Here is a 16,999-nt window from a genome sequence, read left to right as displayed (position 1 = left end):
GACGATCGCGGGTGCTGGCGAAACTTTTTCGGTTGCTTGCCGCTCTGTTAGGGATTACGAGTCGTTTACCATTCGGTCTGGCACTGCCGCCGTGCGTCTTCCCGGCTCGCCAGCAAGCAGGCGTTTCGCTACGATGTGAACCTGCAGCATGACAGCACGAAGGGAGTTGCAATGTCGGAAATCAACAAGGAGAAACTGATGTCGGATATCAAAACCGTTCTCGCGGACGCCGAAGACCTGCTCAAGCAAGCCGCGAGCAGCACGGGCGACCGTGCGGCCGAGCTGCGCGAGAAGGCCATGTCTCGCCTGAAGCAGGCCAAGGAAAAGGCAGCCGACGTCCAGGTCGTCGTGGTCGAGAAAGGCAAGAAGGCCGCGCGCGCGACCGACGACTACGTGCATGAGCATCCGTGGACCTCGATCGGTATCGCGGCCGGCGTCGGCGTGCTGATCGGTCTGCTGATCAACCGCAAGTAACGCGCGCCGTTCCGTCTCGCGGGCCGCCCGGCGGCCCGCAGGATGCCGAAGCCCGGCCGGCGGTTCGCCGCCGGCCGGCTCGGTCCCAGCCGCCTATTGCACGCGCAAGCCAATCATCCATGACGACAGACACCACCTCGCAGGCGTCCGGCCACGGACCGCTGCGCCGCCTCGTCGGCTCGGCGATCGCCCTCCTGCAAACGCGTCTCGAGCTCGTCGGCATCGAGCTGGCCGAGGAGAAGGAACGCCTGATGGGCGTGCTGTTCCTCGGGCTCGCGGCGATGATGCTCGCGACAATGGCGCTCATCAGCCTGACCGTGCTGATCGCGATCGCGTTCTGGGACACGTACCGCTGGCAATCGCTCGCCGGGATCACCGCGCTGTACGCGATCGGCGGCATCGTCTGTGCGCTGAAGGCGCGCTCGGGCCTGCGCGATGCGCCGACCGTGTTCGACGCGACGCTGGCCGAACTCGAGAAAGACCGCGAGCTGTTCCGCGGCAAGTCGTGAACGCTCGCGCGTTCATCCTCGTCACCCACTTCGCCGACGCGCCATGAACCAGAATGACACGGGCACACGCCGCCCTCCTTCGTCGCGGTCGAAATGGAACGCCGCGCAACGTCGTGCGCTCCGCAAGGAGCTGCTGATCCTGCAATCCGAAGTCGAACGGCTCGAGCTCGCGCAGGCCGCATCCGAAATGCGGCACGCGGTCACGCGCTTCAGCTGGCTCAAGGTCTTCATCCCTGGCCTGTCGAGCGGCAAGTTCAGCCATTCCGCGAAAACGCTGAACGCGAGCCTCGGCAATCTCCTGAACCAGTATCCGATGCTGAGCTCGGTCGCATCGCTCGTGCTCGCGAAACCGATGCGCTCGCTATTGCGTGCAAGCGCCGGCCCGGCGTTGAAGTGGGGCACGCTCGGCTTCGCCGCGTGGGAAGCGTATCGGATCTGGAAGCAGTCGCGCGGCGAACGCCAGGTCGATACGTTGCGCGACTGAGCCCGGCGCGGCGATCGGGCATGCGCGTCGGATGCATCCGTCGCACTGCGCATGTCGATCGCGTTCAACGTACGCCCCAGCAGGCGGGTTCCCATTCGTCGGTGCCGTCGCGCTTCCGGTTTCCCTTCGTCCCGTCCGAACGCAAGATGAATGTGCCGCATGCATCGTCGCGCATCGGCCCAGTGTCGAGCGGCATTGCGTTCAGTTCATCAGCGGCCGCAGCGGCGTCGCCCTGTTGCGGCGGGCGTAACGCGATCCGATAGACGGGACGGCCGTCCGGAGGTGCGTGCGCGAGTGCTTCCGGCACCGTACGCGGCAGCCCGACGTCCAGCGTCTCGGTCTCGAGATAATGCGCCGCCCGATAGAGCGCCGATACCGCGGACGCGCGATGAACGCGCGCCATATGGTCGCGATACGACGGAATGCCCCATCCGGCAAACAAGCCGACGATCGCGAGCACGATCATCAGCTCCAGCAACGTAAATCCCGTTCGTCGTGCCATATGCATGCTCGCTCATCGATGCAGCGCCGCAACGCGACGCCAGCGTTGCGCGACGACACGGCCTCCGCGCACGGCGAGCTGCGTTTGCAGCCAGACCGCGCTCGACGCCTGCGCGCCGACGCCGCGTGCGGTGATTAGATAAGCGCGACCGTCCGGCGGATCGGCATCGGGCCACGCCTCGATCAGGCAACGCGGCGGCTGCGCGGCCATCGGCCAATCGGCGAATGGCGAGAACGCATCGGGATGCGCGAGCGCCGGCATGCGTTGCCACATGGTCGGCTCGCGTTGAGGCTGGCCGTGCGGCTCACCTTGCAGTTCACCCCGCGACGCGTGTGCGCTCGAGTAGCGTGCAGTACCGCGCAACAACGCGGCGGTACACGCGCCGAGCGCAGCATCGGCCGCATGGAACGCGATCAAGCGGTCGGACAGCGCGCGCGTGCGACGCGACTCCGTCAACGCGGATTCGAACCAGATGGCGGTCAACGCTGCGACCGCTGCACTCACCGCCATCACGGCAGGCAGCGCGAGCCCGGCGTCGCGATGCCGGGAACTGCGACCGCGCCCCGCACCAGACCGTGTACTCGTTGCCCCGGGCGTCATTGCGAGTCCTCGCGTGCAGGTCCAGCGGGCGACGCTCTATCGTCGGACCGCACGGACGCATTGCGCAGCGCGACGATGCGGTGCAACGCGACACGCGCGCGCCCGTCTCGCGCCACGGATACGCGTTCGTCACAATCGGTGTACCGAACGCGCGCATGCATCGCTTCGCCGCGCGCCTGCACGCATAAATGTACGGCGACGACGTTGCGCCAATCGTCCGCCCGCATGACATCCGCACGGACGAACTGCGTATCGCCGCGCCGCAGATAACGCACGCGCAACTGCTCGATACCGGACACCACCGGTTGAGGGACGCCGGCCCGGCCGCTACCCTCGCAGTACAGTTCCGGTTCGCCGGTCGAAGGGCTGACGTGCGCGTCGAAACGATTGGCGACGAGCGGCCGTTCGCCCGGCGTCCCGACACCCTGCCCCAGACAATCGGACACGTGCCCGCTCGCAGTCGGCCATGTCGACACGGCATCGCCGATATAGCGCACGAGCAGCGCGTCGGACGATTGCCGGACGGAATCGCACTGCAGTTGCGCAGCGTCGCCTCGCATGCGCGCGGACGCACAGCCGAACACCGGCGACCACGACGACGAAGACGACGATGCACCGACATCCAGCGGACGAAACCCGGCCATCTGGACTTGCTGGCCGATCAGCATCAGCGCGGTTCCCGCCGCATCGCGCAGCGTGAATGCATCGTCTGCGCGCCGCTGTGCGATGCGCTGAGCGTGATACAGCGCGCCGGCTGCGGCCAGCACGAGCAGTCCGACGAGCATCGCGATCAGCACTTCGAGCAGCGTATGCGCACGCATCCGGCGTTCAGCGTTCATCCGCATCGACCTCCCGAAACGGAATGCGCACGCATGATGGCGGCTGCGCCGAGGGAATCGCGTTCCCGCACTGCGCCTGCGAAGGCGCTACGGTACGCTCGCCGCGCCAGGCCACGATCGCGAATTGCACGCCGCCGGGCCCGCTCGCAATCGCAGTCGAACCGCCGGGCAACGATGCAGCCGACAACGTCGCGACGCCACCGTCCGCGCCGCGAGCGGCACGCCGATATTCGAGGCGCGCGTCGGCAAGCCACAGCGCACGCTCGCGCCATACCGTCGCCCGCTGCGCACGCGCCATCGCGAGCTGGCTGCCCGCCACCGCCAGCATCACGATCGCGAGCAGCGCGATCGCCAGCATCGCTTCGAGCAGCGACGTGCCGCGCGACCGGTTGCGCGCCGCGATCATGCCGCGTCGCACCGGCCGGTCGACAGGCGCGCGCGGCCGCCCGCCGCAAGTCGTACGCAGCGGGACAGGCGCGCGCCATCGAGCGCCGGCACATCGCGCCGCGGACGCAATTCGAAGCGCCGGATTCCGCCGATCACCTGCCCCGCGGGCGGCACGAAAGCCAGTTCCTGCGCGGCGCCCGCCACGGCAATTTCCCGATCCTGCGGATAGCGCCGCAACACGCGCAACGCGCCTTCGAGCTCGCCCGCGACGACCCAGTCGCATGACCACTCGGCCGACCCGCAGCGCTGCGCGGCGTGCAGACAACCGCCGTTGCGGTCGGCACGACAGAGCGTGACGCGTACGCCGAGACGCGTTGCCTCGGCGCGCGCGAACGACAGCGCACCGAGCAATGTGCGAGCGCGCGCATCGACACGCTCGCGCATCCGCCACTGATCGAAGACGGGCACGGCGTAGAGGCCGAGACCGGCCGCAATCGCAATCGCGACCATCAGTTCGACGAGCGTGAAGCCGCCGACGTGTCGCCCGCCTTTCATTCCTGCCTGCCCGCACCGTTCCATCGCCGCGCTCCGCCAACGTGATGCAACGACTCTAGCGACGTGCGGCGACGCGCACCATATGCCGAACGGCCGACTGACGGCGAGCGCGTGCAACCGACACAATCGGCGCGAACTGAACGACAGGAGCAGGCGATGAACGGACGCAGCGCGTCAGCGCTTACGCGGAGGCTTGGCGGGAGAGGCGCGACGGAACTCTTCGATCACGTCGGCAAATTCGGACACGTCCTCGAACCGGCGATACACCGATGCGAAGCGGACATAGGCAATCGTATCGAGGCCGCGCAACTCGTTCATCACGAGTTCGCCGAGCTTCTCGCTACGGACTTCACGCTCGCCGGTTGCGAGCAGTTGATATTCGATGCGAGCGACCGCCGCGTCGATCGCATCCGCAGCAACGGGCCGCTTGCGCAGCGCGAGTTGCATGCTGGCGACGATCTTGCGACGGTCGAATTCGGTGCGGCTGCCGTCCTTTTTCACGACGGACGGCAGAGCCAGCTCGACCCGTTCGTACGTCGTGAAACGCTTGTCGCAAGCCGAGCAGCGACGGCGCCGGCGAATCGCGGCGCCATCTTCGGACACACGCGAGTCAACTACCTGCGTGTCGTCGTGCCGGCAGAACGGGCAGCGCATCGTCGATCAGCGGTAGACCGGGAAGCGCTTGGTCAGCTCGGCGACCTGAGCACGCACGCGCTCGATCGTCGCTGCGTCTTCCGGGTTCTCGAGCACGTCGGCGATCAGGTTGCCGACCTGCTCCGCTTCGGCCGGGCCGAAGCCGCGCGTGGTCATCGCCGGCGAGCCCAGACGAATGCCGCTCGTCACGAACGGCTTTTCCGGATCGTTCGGAATGGCGTTCTTGTTCACGGTGATGTGCGCGGCGCCCAGCGCGGCTTCCGCCGCCTTGCCGGTGATGTTCTTCGCACGCAGGTCGACCAGCATCACGTGGCTTTCGGTACGGCCCGACACGATCCGCAGGCCGCGCTTGACGAGCGTCTCGGCCAGCACGCGTGCGTTCTCGACCACCTTCTGCTGATAGGCCTTGAACTCCGGCGACAGCGCTTCCTTGAACGCCACGGCCTTCGCCGCGATCACGTGCATCAGCGGACCGCCCTGGATGCCCGGGAAGATCGCCGAGTTGATCTGCTTCTCGTACTCGGCCTTCATCAGGATCACGCCGCCGCGCGGGCCGCGCAGGCTCTTGTGCGTGGTCGTCGTGACGAAGTCGGCGTGCGGCACCGGGTTCGGATACACGCCGGCGGCGATCAGCCCCGCGTAGTGCGCCATGTCGACCATCAGGTATGCGCCGACCGACTTCGCGATCTTCGCCAGACGCTCGAAGTCGATCTTGAGCGCGAACGCCGACGCGCCCGCGACGATCAGCTTCGGCTTGTGCTCCTGCGCGAGCTTCTCGGCCGCTTCGTAGTCGATGTCTTCGTTCTCGTTCAGCCCGTAGCTGACCACGTTGAACCACTTGCCCGACATGTTGACCGGCGAGCCGTGCGTGAGGTGGCCGCCGTGCGCGAGGCTCATGCCCATGATCGTGTCGCCCGGCTTGAGCATCGCGAAGAACACGCCCTGGTTTGCCTGCGAGCCGGAGTTCGGCTGCACGTTGGCCGCTTCGGCGCCGAACAGTTGCTTGACGCGGTCGATCGCGAGCTGCTCGACGACGTCGACGTACTCGCACCCGCCGTAGTAGCGCTTGCCCGGATAGCCTTCCGCGTACTTGTTCGTGAGCTGCGAGCCCTGCGCGGCCATCACGGCCGGGCTCGTGTAGTTTTCCGACGCGATCAGCTCGATGTGCTCTTCCTGGCGACGGTTTTCCTGCTCGATCGCTGCAAAGACTTCGGGATCGACGTTCGCGATGGTGCTTTGGGCTCTGTCAAACATACGGTTTCCGTTAAGTGTGTACAGGTTGACCGGGTGGCCGAGTACACTGCGCTGCTGGCAGGACCAGCTCGACGTGGCGGAAGAATCCGAGTGACGCGAGGCAGGACAGCCACCGGCGATGCACGCGACGGCGCACAACGGCTGCCCAGGCGAACGGCAAAAACGGCGCCCTGCGCTTCACGGTGGGATGCTCCACCTTGAACCCGAGGGTTCTATCGCCAGTCACGCAGGGGTGATGAGCGCGTTAGTGTATTGGATGCGCCATGAATAGGCAACCGCGCCCCCGGCCGCACGAAGAATCGGGGCCGGAACCGAGTCGCCTTGTCCGGCGCACGCGACGCCGTTGTCGCGGTGCGGCAATCCCGGCGCGTTTGCGCGATACTACGCGCTACTTTTTTACCGACCAGGAGCAGCAATGATCGTGTTCGTCACAGGCGCGTCCGCCGGCTTCGGCGCCGCCATCGCCCGTGCCTTCGTCAAGGGCGGCCACCGCGTGGTCGCCACGGCGCGCCGCAAGGAGCGGCTCGACGCGCTCGCCGCCGAGCTCGGCGATGCGCTGCTGCCGCTCGAGCTCGACGTGCGCGACCGCGCGGCCGTGGAAGCCGTGCCGGCCGCCCTGCCCGCCGAGTTCGCGGCGCTCGACGTGCTCGTCAACAACGCGGGCCTCGCGCTCGGCGTCGAACCGGCCCACAAGGCGAGCCTCGACGAGTGGCACACGATGATCGACACGAACTGCACGGGCCTCGTCACCGTCACGCACGCGCTGCTGCCCGGCATGATCGAACGCGGCCGCGGCCACATCTTCAACATCGGCTCCGTCGCCGGCTCCTACCCGTATGCCGGCGGCAATGTGTACGGCGCGACCAAGGCTTTCGTCAGACAATTCAGCCTGAACCTGCGCGCCGATTTGCTCGGCACGCCGCTGCGCGTGACCGACATCGAGCCGGGCCTGTGCGGCGGCACCGAGTTCTCGAACGTCCGCTACCGCGGCGACAACGAAAAAGCCGCCAATGTGTACGCGAACGTGCGGCCGCTGATGCCCGAGGACATCGCCGACACCGTGTACTGGATTGCGACGCGTCCCGCCCATGTGAACGTCAACGCGATCGAGCTGATGCCGATCGCGCAGGCGCCGGGCGGCCCGACCGTGCATCGCGGCTGAATGGCCGTGCGGGCCCGGCCGACGGCCGGCCCGCGGTGTACTGCGACTACTACATTCCGTTACGAATCGGTTGCGAATCGGACCCTTCCCTTCCGGTAGAATGCGCGCCATGACTCAGCCTACCCGCTCGTCGGACGTGCCTTCCGGCTTTACCTGGCCGGTGCGCGTGTACTACGAGGACACCGATGCCGGCGGCATCGTTTTCTACGCCAACTACCTGAAATTCTTCGAGCGCGCCCGCACCGAGTGGCTGCGCGCGTGCGGTATCGACCAGCGTCGGCTCGCCGACGAGACGGGCGCGCTCTTCATCGTCCGCAGCACGTCGCTCGACTACCGCGCGCCGGCGCGACTCGACGACATGCTAACGATCACGAGCCGTCCCGCACGCATCGGTCGCGCATCGGTGGAATTCGTACAGGAAGCATGGCGTGGCGACACGCTGCTCGTCGCCGGGCAAATCCGCATCGGCTGCGTCGACCGCACCGGCATCCGGCCCGCGGCGATCCCGCCGGCCGCGCTCGATGCGCTGCAACGCGGGCCCGTCGCGAATGCCGGGCCCGGCGAACTGTCAACGAAGCTCGCATGAGCGCCGTTTAGACAAAGCCTATGAACTCGCCTTTCTGAATCGATACTAAGCAAGGTTCGACCTCAGGCGCGGCAGGCGCATTCCGGCCCCGCCCGCCGGCGCGTCGCACTGCACGCACACCGGGCGCCCCGGGCACCCCGAAGGGACGTTACTTCAAACCTCTATGAACACTTCTCAAGACCTGTCGATCATTTCCCTCGTTCTCAACGCGAGCGTGCTGGCCCAGGCCGTGATGGGGCTGCTGCTGCTGCTGTCGCTGATGTCGTGGACCTTCATCTTCCGCAAGTGGTTCGCAATCCGCCGCGCGCGCGCGCAGACCGAGCGCTTCGAACGGGACTTCTGGTCGGGCGGCGATCTGCAGGCGCTCTATCAGAGCGCCGCGAACAACCGCCACACGATCGGTGCGCTCGAGCGGATCTTCGAGTCGGGGATGCGTGAGTTCCTGAAGGCGAAGGAAAAGCGTCTCAGCGATCCGGGCCTCGTGCTCGACGGCGCCCGGCGCGCAATGCGCGCATCGTTCCAGCGCGAGATGGACGTGCTCGAATCGAACCTCGCGTTCCTCGCGTCGGTCGGCTCGGTGAGCCCGTATATCGGTCTGTTCGGCACCGTCTGGGGGATCATGAACTCGTTCCGCGGGCTCGCGAACGTACAGCAGGCCACGCTGGCGAACGTCGCGCCGGGCATCGCCGAGGCGCTCGTCGCTACCGCGATCGGCCTGTTCGCCGCGATTCCGGCGGTCGTCGCATACAACCGCTACGCGCACGACATCGACCGCCTCGCGATCCGCTTCGAGACCTTCATCGAAGAGTTCTCGAACATCCTCCAGCGTCAGGCCCAGTAAGGAGCACGCGATGGCAGGCACCCCCATTCGATCGAGCATGCGCGGCGGCCGCTCGCGCCGCGCGATGGCCGACATCAACGTCGTTCCGTACATCGACGTGATGCTCGTGCTGCTCGTGATCTTCATGGTCACGGCGCCGCTCGTCGCCCCGTCGATCATCAATCTGCCGACCGTCGGCAACGCGGCGCCGCAGGAGCAGACGCCGCCTGTCGTCGTCAACATCAAGGCCGACCGCACGATGAGCGTCAAGTACAAGGGCGACTCCGGCGCGACGCAGGAAGACACGATGACGAAGGCCGAGCTCGACAGCTTCATTTCGGCCCGGCAGGCCGATCACCCGGATCAGCCGGTCGTGATCGCAGCCGACAAGACCGTGCAGTACGATGCAGTCATGACCGTGATGTCGGATCTGAAGGCGCGCGGCGTCAAGCGCGTCGGCCTCCTCGTCAAATCGCAATGAACCGGTTATCCCCGCGCAGCACCGCCTATCCGCCTCAGCCGCCGCGCGAGCGCGGCACGTGGCGCGCGTTCGCGCTCGCCGCGCTGATGCATGTGCTGCTCGCGCTGTTTCTCTATCATGGCGTGCAGTGGCAAAACAGCACGCCGGCCGGCGCCGAAGCCGAACTGTGGACGGAGGTGCCCGACGTCGCGGCGCCGCGTCCGGTCGTGACACCGCCGGCGCCTGCGAAGGTCGCGCCGCCCCCTGCCCCGGTTCGCGACGAGCAGGCCGACATCGCGCTTCAGCAGAAGAAGCGTCAGCAGGAAGCGGCCGCACGCGAAGCGCTGCTCGAGCAGCAGCGCCGCGCCCAGCAGCAAAAGGCACGCGAGGAAGAGGAAGCGCGACGCCAGCAGCTTGCGGCCCAGCAGGCGGCGGCGCTCGCCGCGCAGAAGGCGGCCGAACGCGAAAAGCAGAAGCAGGCCGAGAAGCTCAAGCAACAACAGCTCGCCGAGCAGCAGAAGCTCGAACAGCAGAAACTCCAGCAGCAGAAGCAGGCGCAGCTCGAGGCGCAGCAGGCGGCCAAGGCGAAAGCGGAAGCGGCCGCGAAGGCCAAGGCGGAGGCCGCGGCAAAGGCGAAGGCCGAAGCAGCGGCGCGCGCGAAGGCCGATTCGGCCGCGAAGGCGAAGCTCGACCAGGAACGGCGCGCGCGTCTCGCGCAGATGCAGGGCCTGGCCGGTGCAGGTGAAGGCGGCGGCGAAGGGCTCGCGAAGAGCGGCACCGGTTCGGGCGCCGGCGGCAATGCGGCATCGCCCGGCTATCCGGACAAGGTGCGCCGCCGCGTGAAGCCGAATATCGTCTGGGGCGGCGAGCGTGCCGGCCTGACGACGGTCGTTGCGATCCGCTGCACGCCGTCGGGTAACGTGTTGAGCGTATCGATCCGCCGTTCGAGCGGAAATTCGGGGTGGGATCAAGCCGTGGTCAATGCGATCCAGGCGTCGGTCCCGTTGCCGCCCGATTCTAACGGTCGCACCCCGCCGGACATTACGATTACCTTCAAGGCGGCGGAGTGACGGGAAATGCGCTTACACTCCGGCCGTCGCTGTCCGACGGGAACGAATCGGGTATTTTTACAGTCTCTGCGGTTGCGCAGCGATCCATGTCATACGGGAAGCAAGAAGCATGAGTTTGATGACGAAGCTAGGTTTCAGGGCACTCGTGGCCTCGTGCCTGATTGCGGCCGGCAGTGCCGCTAACGCGCAGGTCAACGTGCTGATCACCGGCGTCGGTTCGACCCAGTTCCCCATCGCCACCGCGAACTTCGCGAATGAGGCAGGCCTGCCGCAGCAGGTCACGTCGATCGTCCGTGCCGATCTTGCCCGCAGCGGCAAATTCACCAACATCGACGCGGGCAGCACGCCCGTGCCCGAGACGGCCTCGGTCGATCTCGGCGCGTGGAAGGCCAAAGGTGCGAACGCATTCGTCGCGGGCAGCGTGAACCGCGAGGGCAACGGTCAGTACAAGATCAACTTCATCCTGTACGACACCGTGAAGCAGCAAAGCCTCGGCGGCCTGTCGCTCAGCGCCAACGACACGACGCTGCGCACGGCCGGGCACAAAATCGCCGACTACATCTACCAGAAGCTGCTCGGCGTGCGCGGCGTGTTCGCGACGCGTCTGTCGTACGTGATCAAGACCGGCAATCGCTACCAGCTGCAGATTTCGGACTCGGACGGCCAGAACGCGCGCATCGCGCTGTCGAGCACCGAGCCGATCATCTCGCCGGCGTGGTCGCCGAGCGGCACGAAGGTCGCGTACGTGTCGTTCGAGCGCAAGAAGCCGATCGTCTACATCCACGATCTGCCGACCGGCCGCCGCTACATGGTCTCCGACCAGAAGGGCAACAACAGCGCGCCGGCGTGGTCGCCGGACGGCAATACGCTCGCGGTCGCGTTGTCGCTGACGGGCAACACGCAGATCTACTCGGTCAATTCGAACGGCGGCGGCCTGCGCCGTCTCACGCAGAGCAGCTCGATCGACACCGAGCCGTTCTACTCGCCGGACGGCCACTGGATCTACTTCACGAGCGATCGCGGCGGTGCGCCGCAGATCTATCGGATGCCCGCGCAAGGCGAAAGCGCCGGCGCGGCGCAGCGCGTGACCTTCACCGGCAGCTACAACACGAGTCCGCGCGTGAGCCCGGACGGCAAGCTGCTCGCTTACATCTCCCGTACGGGCGGGGGCTTCAAGCTGTACGTTCAGGATCTGCAAACCGGCGCGGCGAACGCTATCACCAATACGAATCGCGACGAATCGCCGAGCTTCGCGGCAAACGGCCAGTACATTTTGTACGCCACGCAGTCGGGCGGTCGCAACGTGCTCGCTGCGGTGCCTTCCGACGGCAGTGCGCCGCCGCAGATTCTGTCCGTCCAGGGCGGCTCGGTTCGTGAGCCGTCGTGGGGGCCCTTCATGCAATGACCACAAGGAGAGTAACCATGATGTCGAAAAAAGTTCGTCTGGCCCTGGCCGTGATGATGATCGGCGCGCTCGCAGCGTGTAAGTCGGGTGTGAAGCTCGACGACAAGGCAAACGCCGGTGCGATGAGCACGCAACCGAGCGCCGACAACGTCGCGCAAGTGAACGTCGATCCGCTGAACGATCCGAACAGCCCGCTCGCGAAGCGCAGCATCTACTTCGACTTCGACAGCTATTCGGTGAAGGACGAGTATCAGCCGCTGCTGCAACAGCACGCTCAGTATCTGAAGAGCCACCCGCAGCGCCACGTGCTGATCCAGGGCAATACCGACGAACGCGGCACGAGCGAGTACAACCTCGCGCTGGGCCAGAAGCGTGCGGAAGCCGTGCGCCGCGCGCTCGCGCTGCTCGGCGTTGCCGATTCGCAGATGGAAGCCGTGAGCCTCGGCAAGGAAAAGCCGCAAGCAACGGGTCACGACGAAGCGTCGTGGGCGCAGAACCGCCGCGCCGATCTCGTCTACCAACAGTAAGTAACGGAAGAATCGCTGTATGACGCACCGTGTAACCTGGCTGCGCGCGGTCGCAGCGTTCTGCGTCGTCGGCGCGGCGTGGTCGGCCGCGCCGGCGCACGCCGGCATGTTCGACGACAACGAAGCACGCCGCGCCGTGCTCGATCTGCGCAGCAAGAGCGACAACCTGGCGAACCAGTTGTCGGCCGCCCAGCGTACGATCCTCGATCAATCCGCCCGCCTCGACCAGCTGAACCAGCAGGTCGCGACGCTGCGCGGCGAGAACGAGGATCTGACGAACCGGCTGACGACGCTCGAGCGGCAGCAGAAGGAGTACTACGAAGATCTCGACACGCGTCTCAAGAAGTTCGAGCCGCAGCAGAAGACGATCGACGGCGTGGAAGGCACCGTGCAGCCGGGTGAAACGGATGCGCTCAACGCGGCGCAGCAGCAGTTCCGCAACGGCAACTTCAAGGCGGCTGCGGCTTCGTTCCGCAGCTTCATCGCGAAGTATCCGCAGAGCCCGTACCAGCCGACCGCGCAATACTGGCTCGGCAATGCGCAATACGCGCTGCGCGACTACCGCGGTTCGACGGCGACGTGGCAAGCGATCGTGAGCAAGTACCCGCAGCACCCGCGCGCCGCCGACGCCCTCGTGGCGATCGGCACGAACCAGCTCGAGCAAGGCCAGAAGGCGGCCGCGAAGAAGACGTTCGAGCAGGTCGTGTCGCAGTACGCGGGATCGAACGCGGCGCAGACGGCGCAGGGCAAGCTCGAGTCGATCAAATAATTATCGCGGCGGGTTGTTGACGAACCCACAATCCGTCGCTATAATTTTTTGCTCTTTGGGTCGTTAGCTCAGTTGGTAGAGCAGCGGACTTTTAATCCGTTGGTCGCAGGTTCGAATCCTGCACGGCCTACCAAAGAATTCAAGGACTTACATCGCTTCGGCGTGTAAGTCCTTTTCTATTTCCGGCGTCTGTGGGTGGTTCTTATCCACATCCACATCGGTCCATATCGCTGACGATGTGCTTCCTTGGCGCTTCGGTGGGTTACCGCAGCCGGTAGCCCCATTCAATTTGGTCGTTGACTCATGAGAAGCGACCCACATCAGCCCTCCCGGCGCGCGACGAATCGAGTTGCTCGATCTGACGGACGCGCTTCTCGGTGCCCCGACTGAACTGCATGCGGCGCAACGCCGCAAGCGGATTAGACCAGACTCGAAATCAGATGACAGCCGCACGTAGCGCGATGGCCGTGGCGCGCGATCGGAATGCCGTCGTCCGTTATCGATGAGTCGCCCTCTTCAATGAGGTTCGGTGATACGTCGGGGTGCTGCGGGCAAGAAACGCGATCGCCCTTGCGAGCAACATAGCGACCATCGAAACGCATGGTCGTGGAGCCCGTTTCCACCTTGCCGCCGTGGTCGGTGTCGTCGCCGATGCGGATTAGGTTCATCATTTGGTCTGCTCGTTATTGGCTGGCTGCCGTGGAGTGGCTCCTGGGCCGTTGTGCTTCAGGCGATCACTTCTTACCCAACCTAGAACGGGGCCATCCTTTTTTGCCGACCGGTAAGCCACAAATGTAAATCCACGATCGCTCTTTTCTGCTACTACAGGTTCGCCTGGCAAAATAAAAACACCAGGAATTTTGCACGATAAGTCAGGGGCAGAATAAAACTGAAGTCGCCCGCTCCCGATTACCGTCATCTTACTTTCTGAGTGTAGTATGCGAACGGCGGTCTCCGAGGTGCGATTGTTGTGGTCATCACACATAGACACCGTTTTAGATGATGCACGAATGCAATCGGAGAGAAATTTTCGGTATTTTTCCTCGTCCACCTTTAATTCGTCCGGATGATCTGGGTCGCGCGTCACGTCCAGTGCCTTCATCGAATTTGTATCCAAATTTATCCACCCGATGGATACTTGCTTATCAAGATTGTCGGGGCTATCCGCAGCGACGTACGCCCTGACGCTGTATATTCCATTAGATTCATCCTCAATCTCAGCCTGGATGTCGCTCTTATTCATTGCAACATCCTGAAATGAAGGAACCACCAATTCTCTTAATTCATTCTTACAAGCTCCCGGTGAGGCGCATGCGGTCCACGAGGCCATCACAAAGAACGTGAATAGTGCGACTTTTTCGATGAATCTCATATTCTGTCATTGAAATGAAGTCACGATTCGCTGCGTTATCGATTGAAGCATTTTTCGACAAACTTTTACGCATCGGCTTCGATTTTAAATCGCCGCGGAGCGCAGCTTCCATTTTAGTGCATGATGCACTTTTCCTTGAGCTTCATACCTACCGGCACCGAAGAATCTACAACAGTGCATCTAAGTTGACCCTGTTTCGACCTTGCCGCCGTGGTCGGTATCGTCGCCTACCCGAATCAGATTAAGCATCTTCGCTCTGCGCTATGGACATGCGTTGACGGTGCCACACTCAATCCAGCGCTCTATAGTCCTTCCGTCTGTCGTGGTATATCTAATCCTCCAAAACTTCAGGTCACCTGAAATATTCAATAGCTCGACCTGATCCCCTTTTATTAGGTACGCCTTTGATTTACTTTTGCTTGTTGGCCCAGCATATAAATAGGCTCGATTAGAAACGACCGGCCTATTCTTGGACGGCTTTTTATTCCTGATCAGAAAAACATCGAATGGACCATAAAAGAAATCACCATCCGGAGTTCTTATAACCTTCCAGTGCAGTTTACCATCGCTTAACGACACATCTGCAACCCCATCTTTTGCACCAAAAAACGAGAAGAAATTGATCGTTGCACGCAATCCGTCCGGCGATATTACGCCACTCAAATTGCTTACCCCGTCGGGGTTGCAATCAACCCTCCGCCCCTCTTCTGTGACAAAGCAATAGGCGCCAGCAACTTGATTGCCTGAAGACCTATGTAACTGAATGACAAATGTGGAATAAGGTTTCTTGCCTTCGTGTTGCGCAGAAACATACCGCCACTCACCAAGAAGTGGGCTTCCCTCAGCCTGAGGCACTTGCGCAATCGCAGCCCCGAATTCAATAAGAAAACACAGGATAATAAAAATGCGCATCAAATTATTCATGAATTCCACCCGAAGGTAATCGTTACCGCGGTCAAGCCAGCCCTTCAAGAAAACGGCCTGACTGGAATCATTGGCGACCAACATCTCCTTCTTCGGAAACCCCTTCAACGCCGGCTGCCTGCTCCCACCACTGCAATTTCCCGATCCGCGCGATCTCGGCCTTCCACAGCCACATGCCCCTATTCCCTCCACGCCCGCCGCCACCTCCCTGGCGTCGTACCGAGCACCGCACGAAACGCCTTCCCGAACGCCGCCTCCGACTGATACCCCACCGCCTGCCCGATTTCCGCCTGTCCGCGCTGCGTCTCCTGCAGCAGCGTGCACGCATGCATCATCCGGATCTGCGCCACAAATGCACCGACGCTCATCCCCGCCTTCTCGCGAAAATGCCGCGCATAGGTCGCACGCGACATCGCGACGGCGTCGCCGAGCGACTCGACCGTCCACGGCTTCGCCGGCGCCTGCAGCACGGCCAGAACCGACGGGCCGAGCCGCGCGTCGGCCGCGACTGCGAGCCAGCCCGACGGCATCCGCGTATCGCGCCCGTACGCGCGCAGCGTATACGCGAGCAACGCCTGCCCGAGCGCATTCACGATCGCCCGCGCGCCCGGCTGCGCGCTCGACGCCTCGCTGCGCAGAGCATCCGTCAGCCACTGCAGCGGCGGCGCCGTCGCGAGCCCGTCGCGCAAACCTACGTGCAGCATGCGCGGCAGCGTCCGCATCAGCAATTCGCCGGCGCCGCGTGCGTAGACGAAGCGGCCGCAGAGCAGATCCACGCTCGCGCGATCCCGGTCGGCTGCACCCAGATTCGACTTGATCGGCAGCACCGTGCCGCCGTCGCGGTCCGGCTCGCGCAACGGCGCGGCGGCGCGCGACCGGACAGCGATCGCGTCGAGCAGATCGTGCGCGTCGCCGCCCGGCAGCAACACGAAGTCGCCTTCGGCCAGTTGCAACGTACGGCCGCCGGCGGTACGCAGCCGGCAACTGCCCGCCAGCACCAGATGAAAGGCCGCCTCGCCGGGCGGCAGCGATGCGTGCGGCATTGCGAACGCGCCGTCGAGCAGACAGCGCAGATCGAGCTCGACGTGGCTGCGCCCGAGCAATAACAGTTGACTCAATGCATCCATGAGACGATTGCGCTAAAAATCGACACTGTAGCGTATCGAAAGCCTCAGTGCGAACGCGCAGAATAGCCCTGCATCGCCAAGATTGCGGCTGCGGCCGCCCTCCTCACCTCTTTTCCAAAGGACGCATCATGCTGAACTGGAACGAATACCGGAAGGAACTCTCGACGCGCATCGGCGAAATCGCGAAGCTGTCGCCCGATACGCTGGCCGGCTACAAGGCGCTGTCCGGCGCCGGGGCGAAAACCGGCCATCTCGATGCGAAGACGCGCGAGCTGATCGCGCTCGCGGTCGCCGTAACGACGCGCTGCGACGGCTGTATTGCCGTGCACACCGCGGAGGCGGCGAAGCACGGCGCGACGAAGGAAGAAGTCGCCGAAGCGCTCGGCGTGGCAGTCGCGCTCAATGCCGGCGCCGCGCTCGTCTACTCCGCGCGCGTGATGGACGCGATGGGCGACTGACGCGCCGCGGCCGGCGCGACGCGACGGCTTCGCGCCACGCCGGCCGCGCATGGAACTCGGC

23 protein-coding genes, 1 tRNA gene, 1 pseudogene and 1 riboswitch are annotated in these 16,999 nt (G+C 64.5%); of the genes and pseudogenes, 13 read left to right on the top strand and 12 right to left on the bottom strand.

Annotation, left to right across the window (positions count from 1 at the left end; translation table 11 throughout):
* Positions 1 to 171 precede the first annotated feature (171 nt).
* The 3 genes from NP80_RS16490 (at position 172) to NP80_RS16480 (ending at position 1,467) form a co-directional block, all read left to right on the top strand.
* On the top strand, positions 172 to 474 hold the full coding sequence (locus tag NP80_RS16490) for an ElaB/YgaM/YqjD family protein (RefSeq protein ID WP_006401555.1): 303 nt from the start codon (positions 172 to 174) through the stop codon (positions 472 to 474).
* A 119-nt stretch (positions 475 to 593) separates the two neighbouring features.
* Positions 594 to 983, top strand: a complete 390-nt coding sequence (locus NP80_RS16485) for a phage holin family protein (RefSeq protein WP_006401556.1) — start codon at positions 594 to 596, stop codon at positions 981 to 983.
* 43 nt (positions 984 to 1,026) lie between these two features.
* A complete protein-coding gene (locus NP80_RS16480) occupies positions 1,027 to 1,467 on the top strand; it encodes a DUF3318 domain-containing protein (protein WP_006401557.1) in 441 nt (146 codons plus the stop codon).
* Between the two features lie 64 nt (positions 1,468 to 1,531).
* Here the strand turns inward: NP80_RS16480 and NP80_RS16475 are convergent, their stop codons facing one another.
* From NP80_RS16475 to glyA, 7 genes are all read right to left on the bottom strand, one after another.
* Entirely contained in the window at positions 1,532 to 1,975 is a 444-nt protein-coding gene (locus NP80_RS16475; RefSeq protein ID WP_006406390.1) for a type IV pilin protein, read from the bottom strand.
* 6 nt (positions 1,976 to 1,981) lie between these two features.
* Positions 1,982 to 2,479: a pilus assembly PilX family protein gene (locus NP80_RS16470; RefSeq protein WP_006406391.1), complete on the bottom strand. Its 498-nt coding sequence runs from the start codon at positions 2,477 to 2,479 to the stop codon at positions 1,982 to 1,984.
* 86 nt (positions 2,480 to 2,565) lie between these two features.
* On the bottom strand, positions 2,566 to 3,408 hold the full coding sequence (locus NP80_RS16465) for a type IV pillus assembly protein (RefSeq protein ID WP_006408668.1): 843 nt from the start codon (positions 3,406 to 3,408) through the stop codon (positions 2,566 to 2,568).
* Complete coding sequence (locus tag NP80_RS16460) at positions 3,398 to 3,814, bottom strand: type IV pilus modification PilV family protein (protein WP_006401561.1); 417 nt, start codon at positions 3,812 to 3,814, stop codon at positions 3,398 to 3,400. The genes NP80_RS16465 and NP80_RS16460 overlap by 11 nt, the downstream gene beginning before the upstream one ends.
* Positions 3,811 to 4,374 carry a GspH/FimT family pseudopilin gene (locus NP80_RS16455; protein ID WP_006406393.1) on the bottom strand — a complete coding sequence of 188 codons (564 nt, stop codon included), beginning with the start codon at positions 4,372 to 4,374 and terminating at the stop codon, positions 3,811 to 3,813. Before NP80_RS16455 ends, NP80_RS16460 begins: the two co-directional genes overlap by 4 nt.
* A gap of 150 nt (positions 4,375 to 4,524) precedes the next feature.
* A complete protein-coding gene (gene nrdR / locus NP80_RS16450; RefSeq protein WP_006401564.1) occupies positions 4,525 to 5,004 on the bottom strand; it encodes a transcriptional regulator NrdR in 480 nt (159 codons plus the stop codon).
* A 6-nt stretch (positions 5,005 to 5,010) separates the two neighbouring features.
* Positions 5,011 to 6,258: a serine hydroxymethyltransferase gene (gene glyA / locus NP80_RS16445; protein ID WP_006401565.1), complete on the bottom strand. Its 1,248-nt coding sequence runs from the start codon at positions 6,256 to 6,258 to the stop codon at positions 5,011 to 5,013.
* A 136-nt stretch (positions 6,259 to 6,394) separates the two neighbouring features.
* Positions 6,395 to 6,494: riboswitch (ZMP/ZTP riboswitch) on the bottom strand.
* Positions 6,495 to 6,673: 179 nt separating this feature from the next.
* On the opposite strand from glyA, the gene NP80_RS16440 reads away from it, so the two are divergent.
* From NP80_RS16440 to NP80_RS16400, 9 genes are all read left to right on the top strand, one after another.
* Entirely contained in the window at positions 6,674 to 7,420 is a 747-nt protein-coding gene (locus NP80_RS16440; protein ID WP_006406394.1) for an SDR family NAD(P)-dependent oxidoreductase, read from the top strand.
* A gap of 100 nt (positions 7,421 to 7,520) precedes the next feature.
* Positions 7,521 to 8,006 carry a tol-pal system-associated acyl-CoA thioesterase gene (ybgC, locus tag NP80_RS16435; protein WP_012467499.1) on the top strand — a complete coding sequence of 162 codons (486 nt, stop codon included), beginning with the start codon at positions 7,521 to 7,523 and terminating at the stop codon, positions 8,004 to 8,006.
* A gap of 163 nt (positions 8,007 to 8,169) precedes the next feature.
* Entirely contained in the window at positions 8,170 to 8,847 is a 678-nt protein-coding gene (tolQ, locus tag NP80_RS16430; RefSeq protein WP_006401569.1) for a protein TolQ, read from the top strand.
* A gap of 10 nt (positions 8,848 to 8,857) precedes the next feature.
* Positions 8,858 to 9,307: a protein TolR gene (gene tolR / locus NP80_RS16425; protein WP_006401570.1), complete on the top strand. Its 450-nt coding sequence runs from the start codon at positions 8,858 to 8,860 to the stop codon at positions 9,305 to 9,307.
* Positions 9,304 to 10,356, top strand: a complete 1,053-nt coding sequence (gene tolA / locus NP80_RS16420; protein ID WP_006409338.1) for a cell envelope integrity protein TolA — start codon at positions 9,304 to 9,306, stop codon at positions 10,354 to 10,356. The genes tolR and tolA overlap by 4 nt, the downstream gene beginning before the upstream one ends.
* 109 nt (positions 10,357 to 10,465) lie before the next feature.
* The gene (gene tolB, locus NP80_RS16415) at positions 10,466 to 11,761 is read left to right on the top strand and encodes a Tol-Pal system beta propeller repeat protein TolB (protein ID WP_006401572.1); all 1,296 of its coding nucleotides are present in this window, start codon (positions 10,466 to 10,468) and stop codon (positions 11,759 to 11,761) included.
* A 17-nt stretch (positions 11,762 to 11,778) separates the two neighbouring features.
* Positions 11,779 to 12,288, top strand: a complete 510-nt coding sequence (pal, locus tag NP80_RS16410; RefSeq protein ID WP_006401573.1) for a peptidoglycan-associated lipoprotein Pal — start codon at positions 11,779 to 11,781, stop codon at positions 12,286 to 12,288.
* 19 nt (positions 12,289 to 12,307) lie between these two features.
* The gene (ybgF, locus tag NP80_RS16405; RefSeq protein ID WP_006401574.1) at positions 12,308 to 13,057 is read left to right on the top strand and encodes a tol-pal system protein YbgF; all 750 of its coding nucleotides are present in this window, start codon (positions 12,308 to 12,310) and stop codon (positions 13,055 to 13,057) included.
* A gap of 57 nt (positions 13,058 to 13,114) precedes the next feature.
* Positions 13,115 to 13,190: transfer RNA gene (locus NP80_RS16400), tRNA-Lys, on the top strand.
* A gap of 286 nt (positions 13,191 to 13,476) precedes the next feature.
* Here the strand turns inward: NP80_RS16400 and NP80_RS16395 are convergent.
* From NP80_RS16395 to NP80_RS16390, 5 genes and pseudogenes are all read right to left on the bottom strand, one after another.
* Positions 13,477 to 13,728 carry a PAAR domain-containing protein gene (locus NP80_RS16395; protein WP_006409345.1) on the bottom strand — a complete coding sequence of 84 codons (252 nt, stop codon included), beginning with the start codon at positions 13,726 to 13,728 and terminating at the stop codon, positions 13,477 to 13,479.
* A complete protein-coding gene (locus tag NP80_RS29780) occupies positions 13,725 to 14,429 on the bottom strand; it encodes a hypothetical protein (protein WP_080596170.1) in 705 nt (234 codons plus the stop codon). Before NP80_RS29780 ends, NP80_RS16395 begins: the two co-directional genes overlap by 4 nt.
* Positions 14,430 to 14,615: 186 nt before the next feature.
* A pseudogene (locus tag NP80_RS30910) lies at positions 14,616 to 14,678 on the bottom strand (PAAR domain-containing protein); the annotation flags it as partial.
* Between the two features lie 12 nt (positions 14,679 to 14,690).
* The gene (locus NP80_RS29775) at positions 14,691 to 15,437 is read right to left on the bottom strand and encodes a hypothetical protein (protein ID WP_226823112.1); all 747 of its coding nucleotides are present in this window, start codon (positions 15,435 to 15,437) and stop codon (positions 14,691 to 14,693) included.
* Positions 15,438 to 15,532: 95 nt separating this feature from the next.
* Positions 15,533 to 16,480 (bottom strand): cupin domain-containing protein, encoded by a 948-nt coding sequence (locus NP80_RS16390; protein ID WP_006409340.1) that lies wholly within the window; start codon positions 16,478 to 16,480, stop codon positions 15,533 to 15,535.
* A 128-nt stretch (positions 16,481 to 16,608) separates the two neighbouring features.
* On the opposite strand from NP80_RS16390, the gene NP80_RS16385 reads away from it, so the two are divergent.
* Positions 16,609 to 16,938 carry a carboxymuconolactone decarboxylase family protein gene (locus tag NP80_RS16385; RefSeq protein WP_006401580.1) on the top strand — a complete coding sequence of 110 codons (330 nt, stop codon included), beginning with the start codon at positions 16,609 to 16,611 and terminating at the stop codon, positions 16,936 to 16,938.
* Positions 16,939 to 16,999 lie beyond the last annotated feature (61 nt).

The sequence above is a fragment of the Burkholderia multivorans ATCC BAA-247 genome (assembly GCF_000959525.1).
Taxonomy (GTDB): domain Bacteria; phylum Pseudomonadota; class Gammaproteobacteria; order Burkholderiales; family Burkholderiaceae; genus Burkholderia; species Burkholderia multivorans.
Note: the sequence above shows the minus strand (reverse complement) of the source record. Positions and strands in the feature narration are given on the sequence as shown.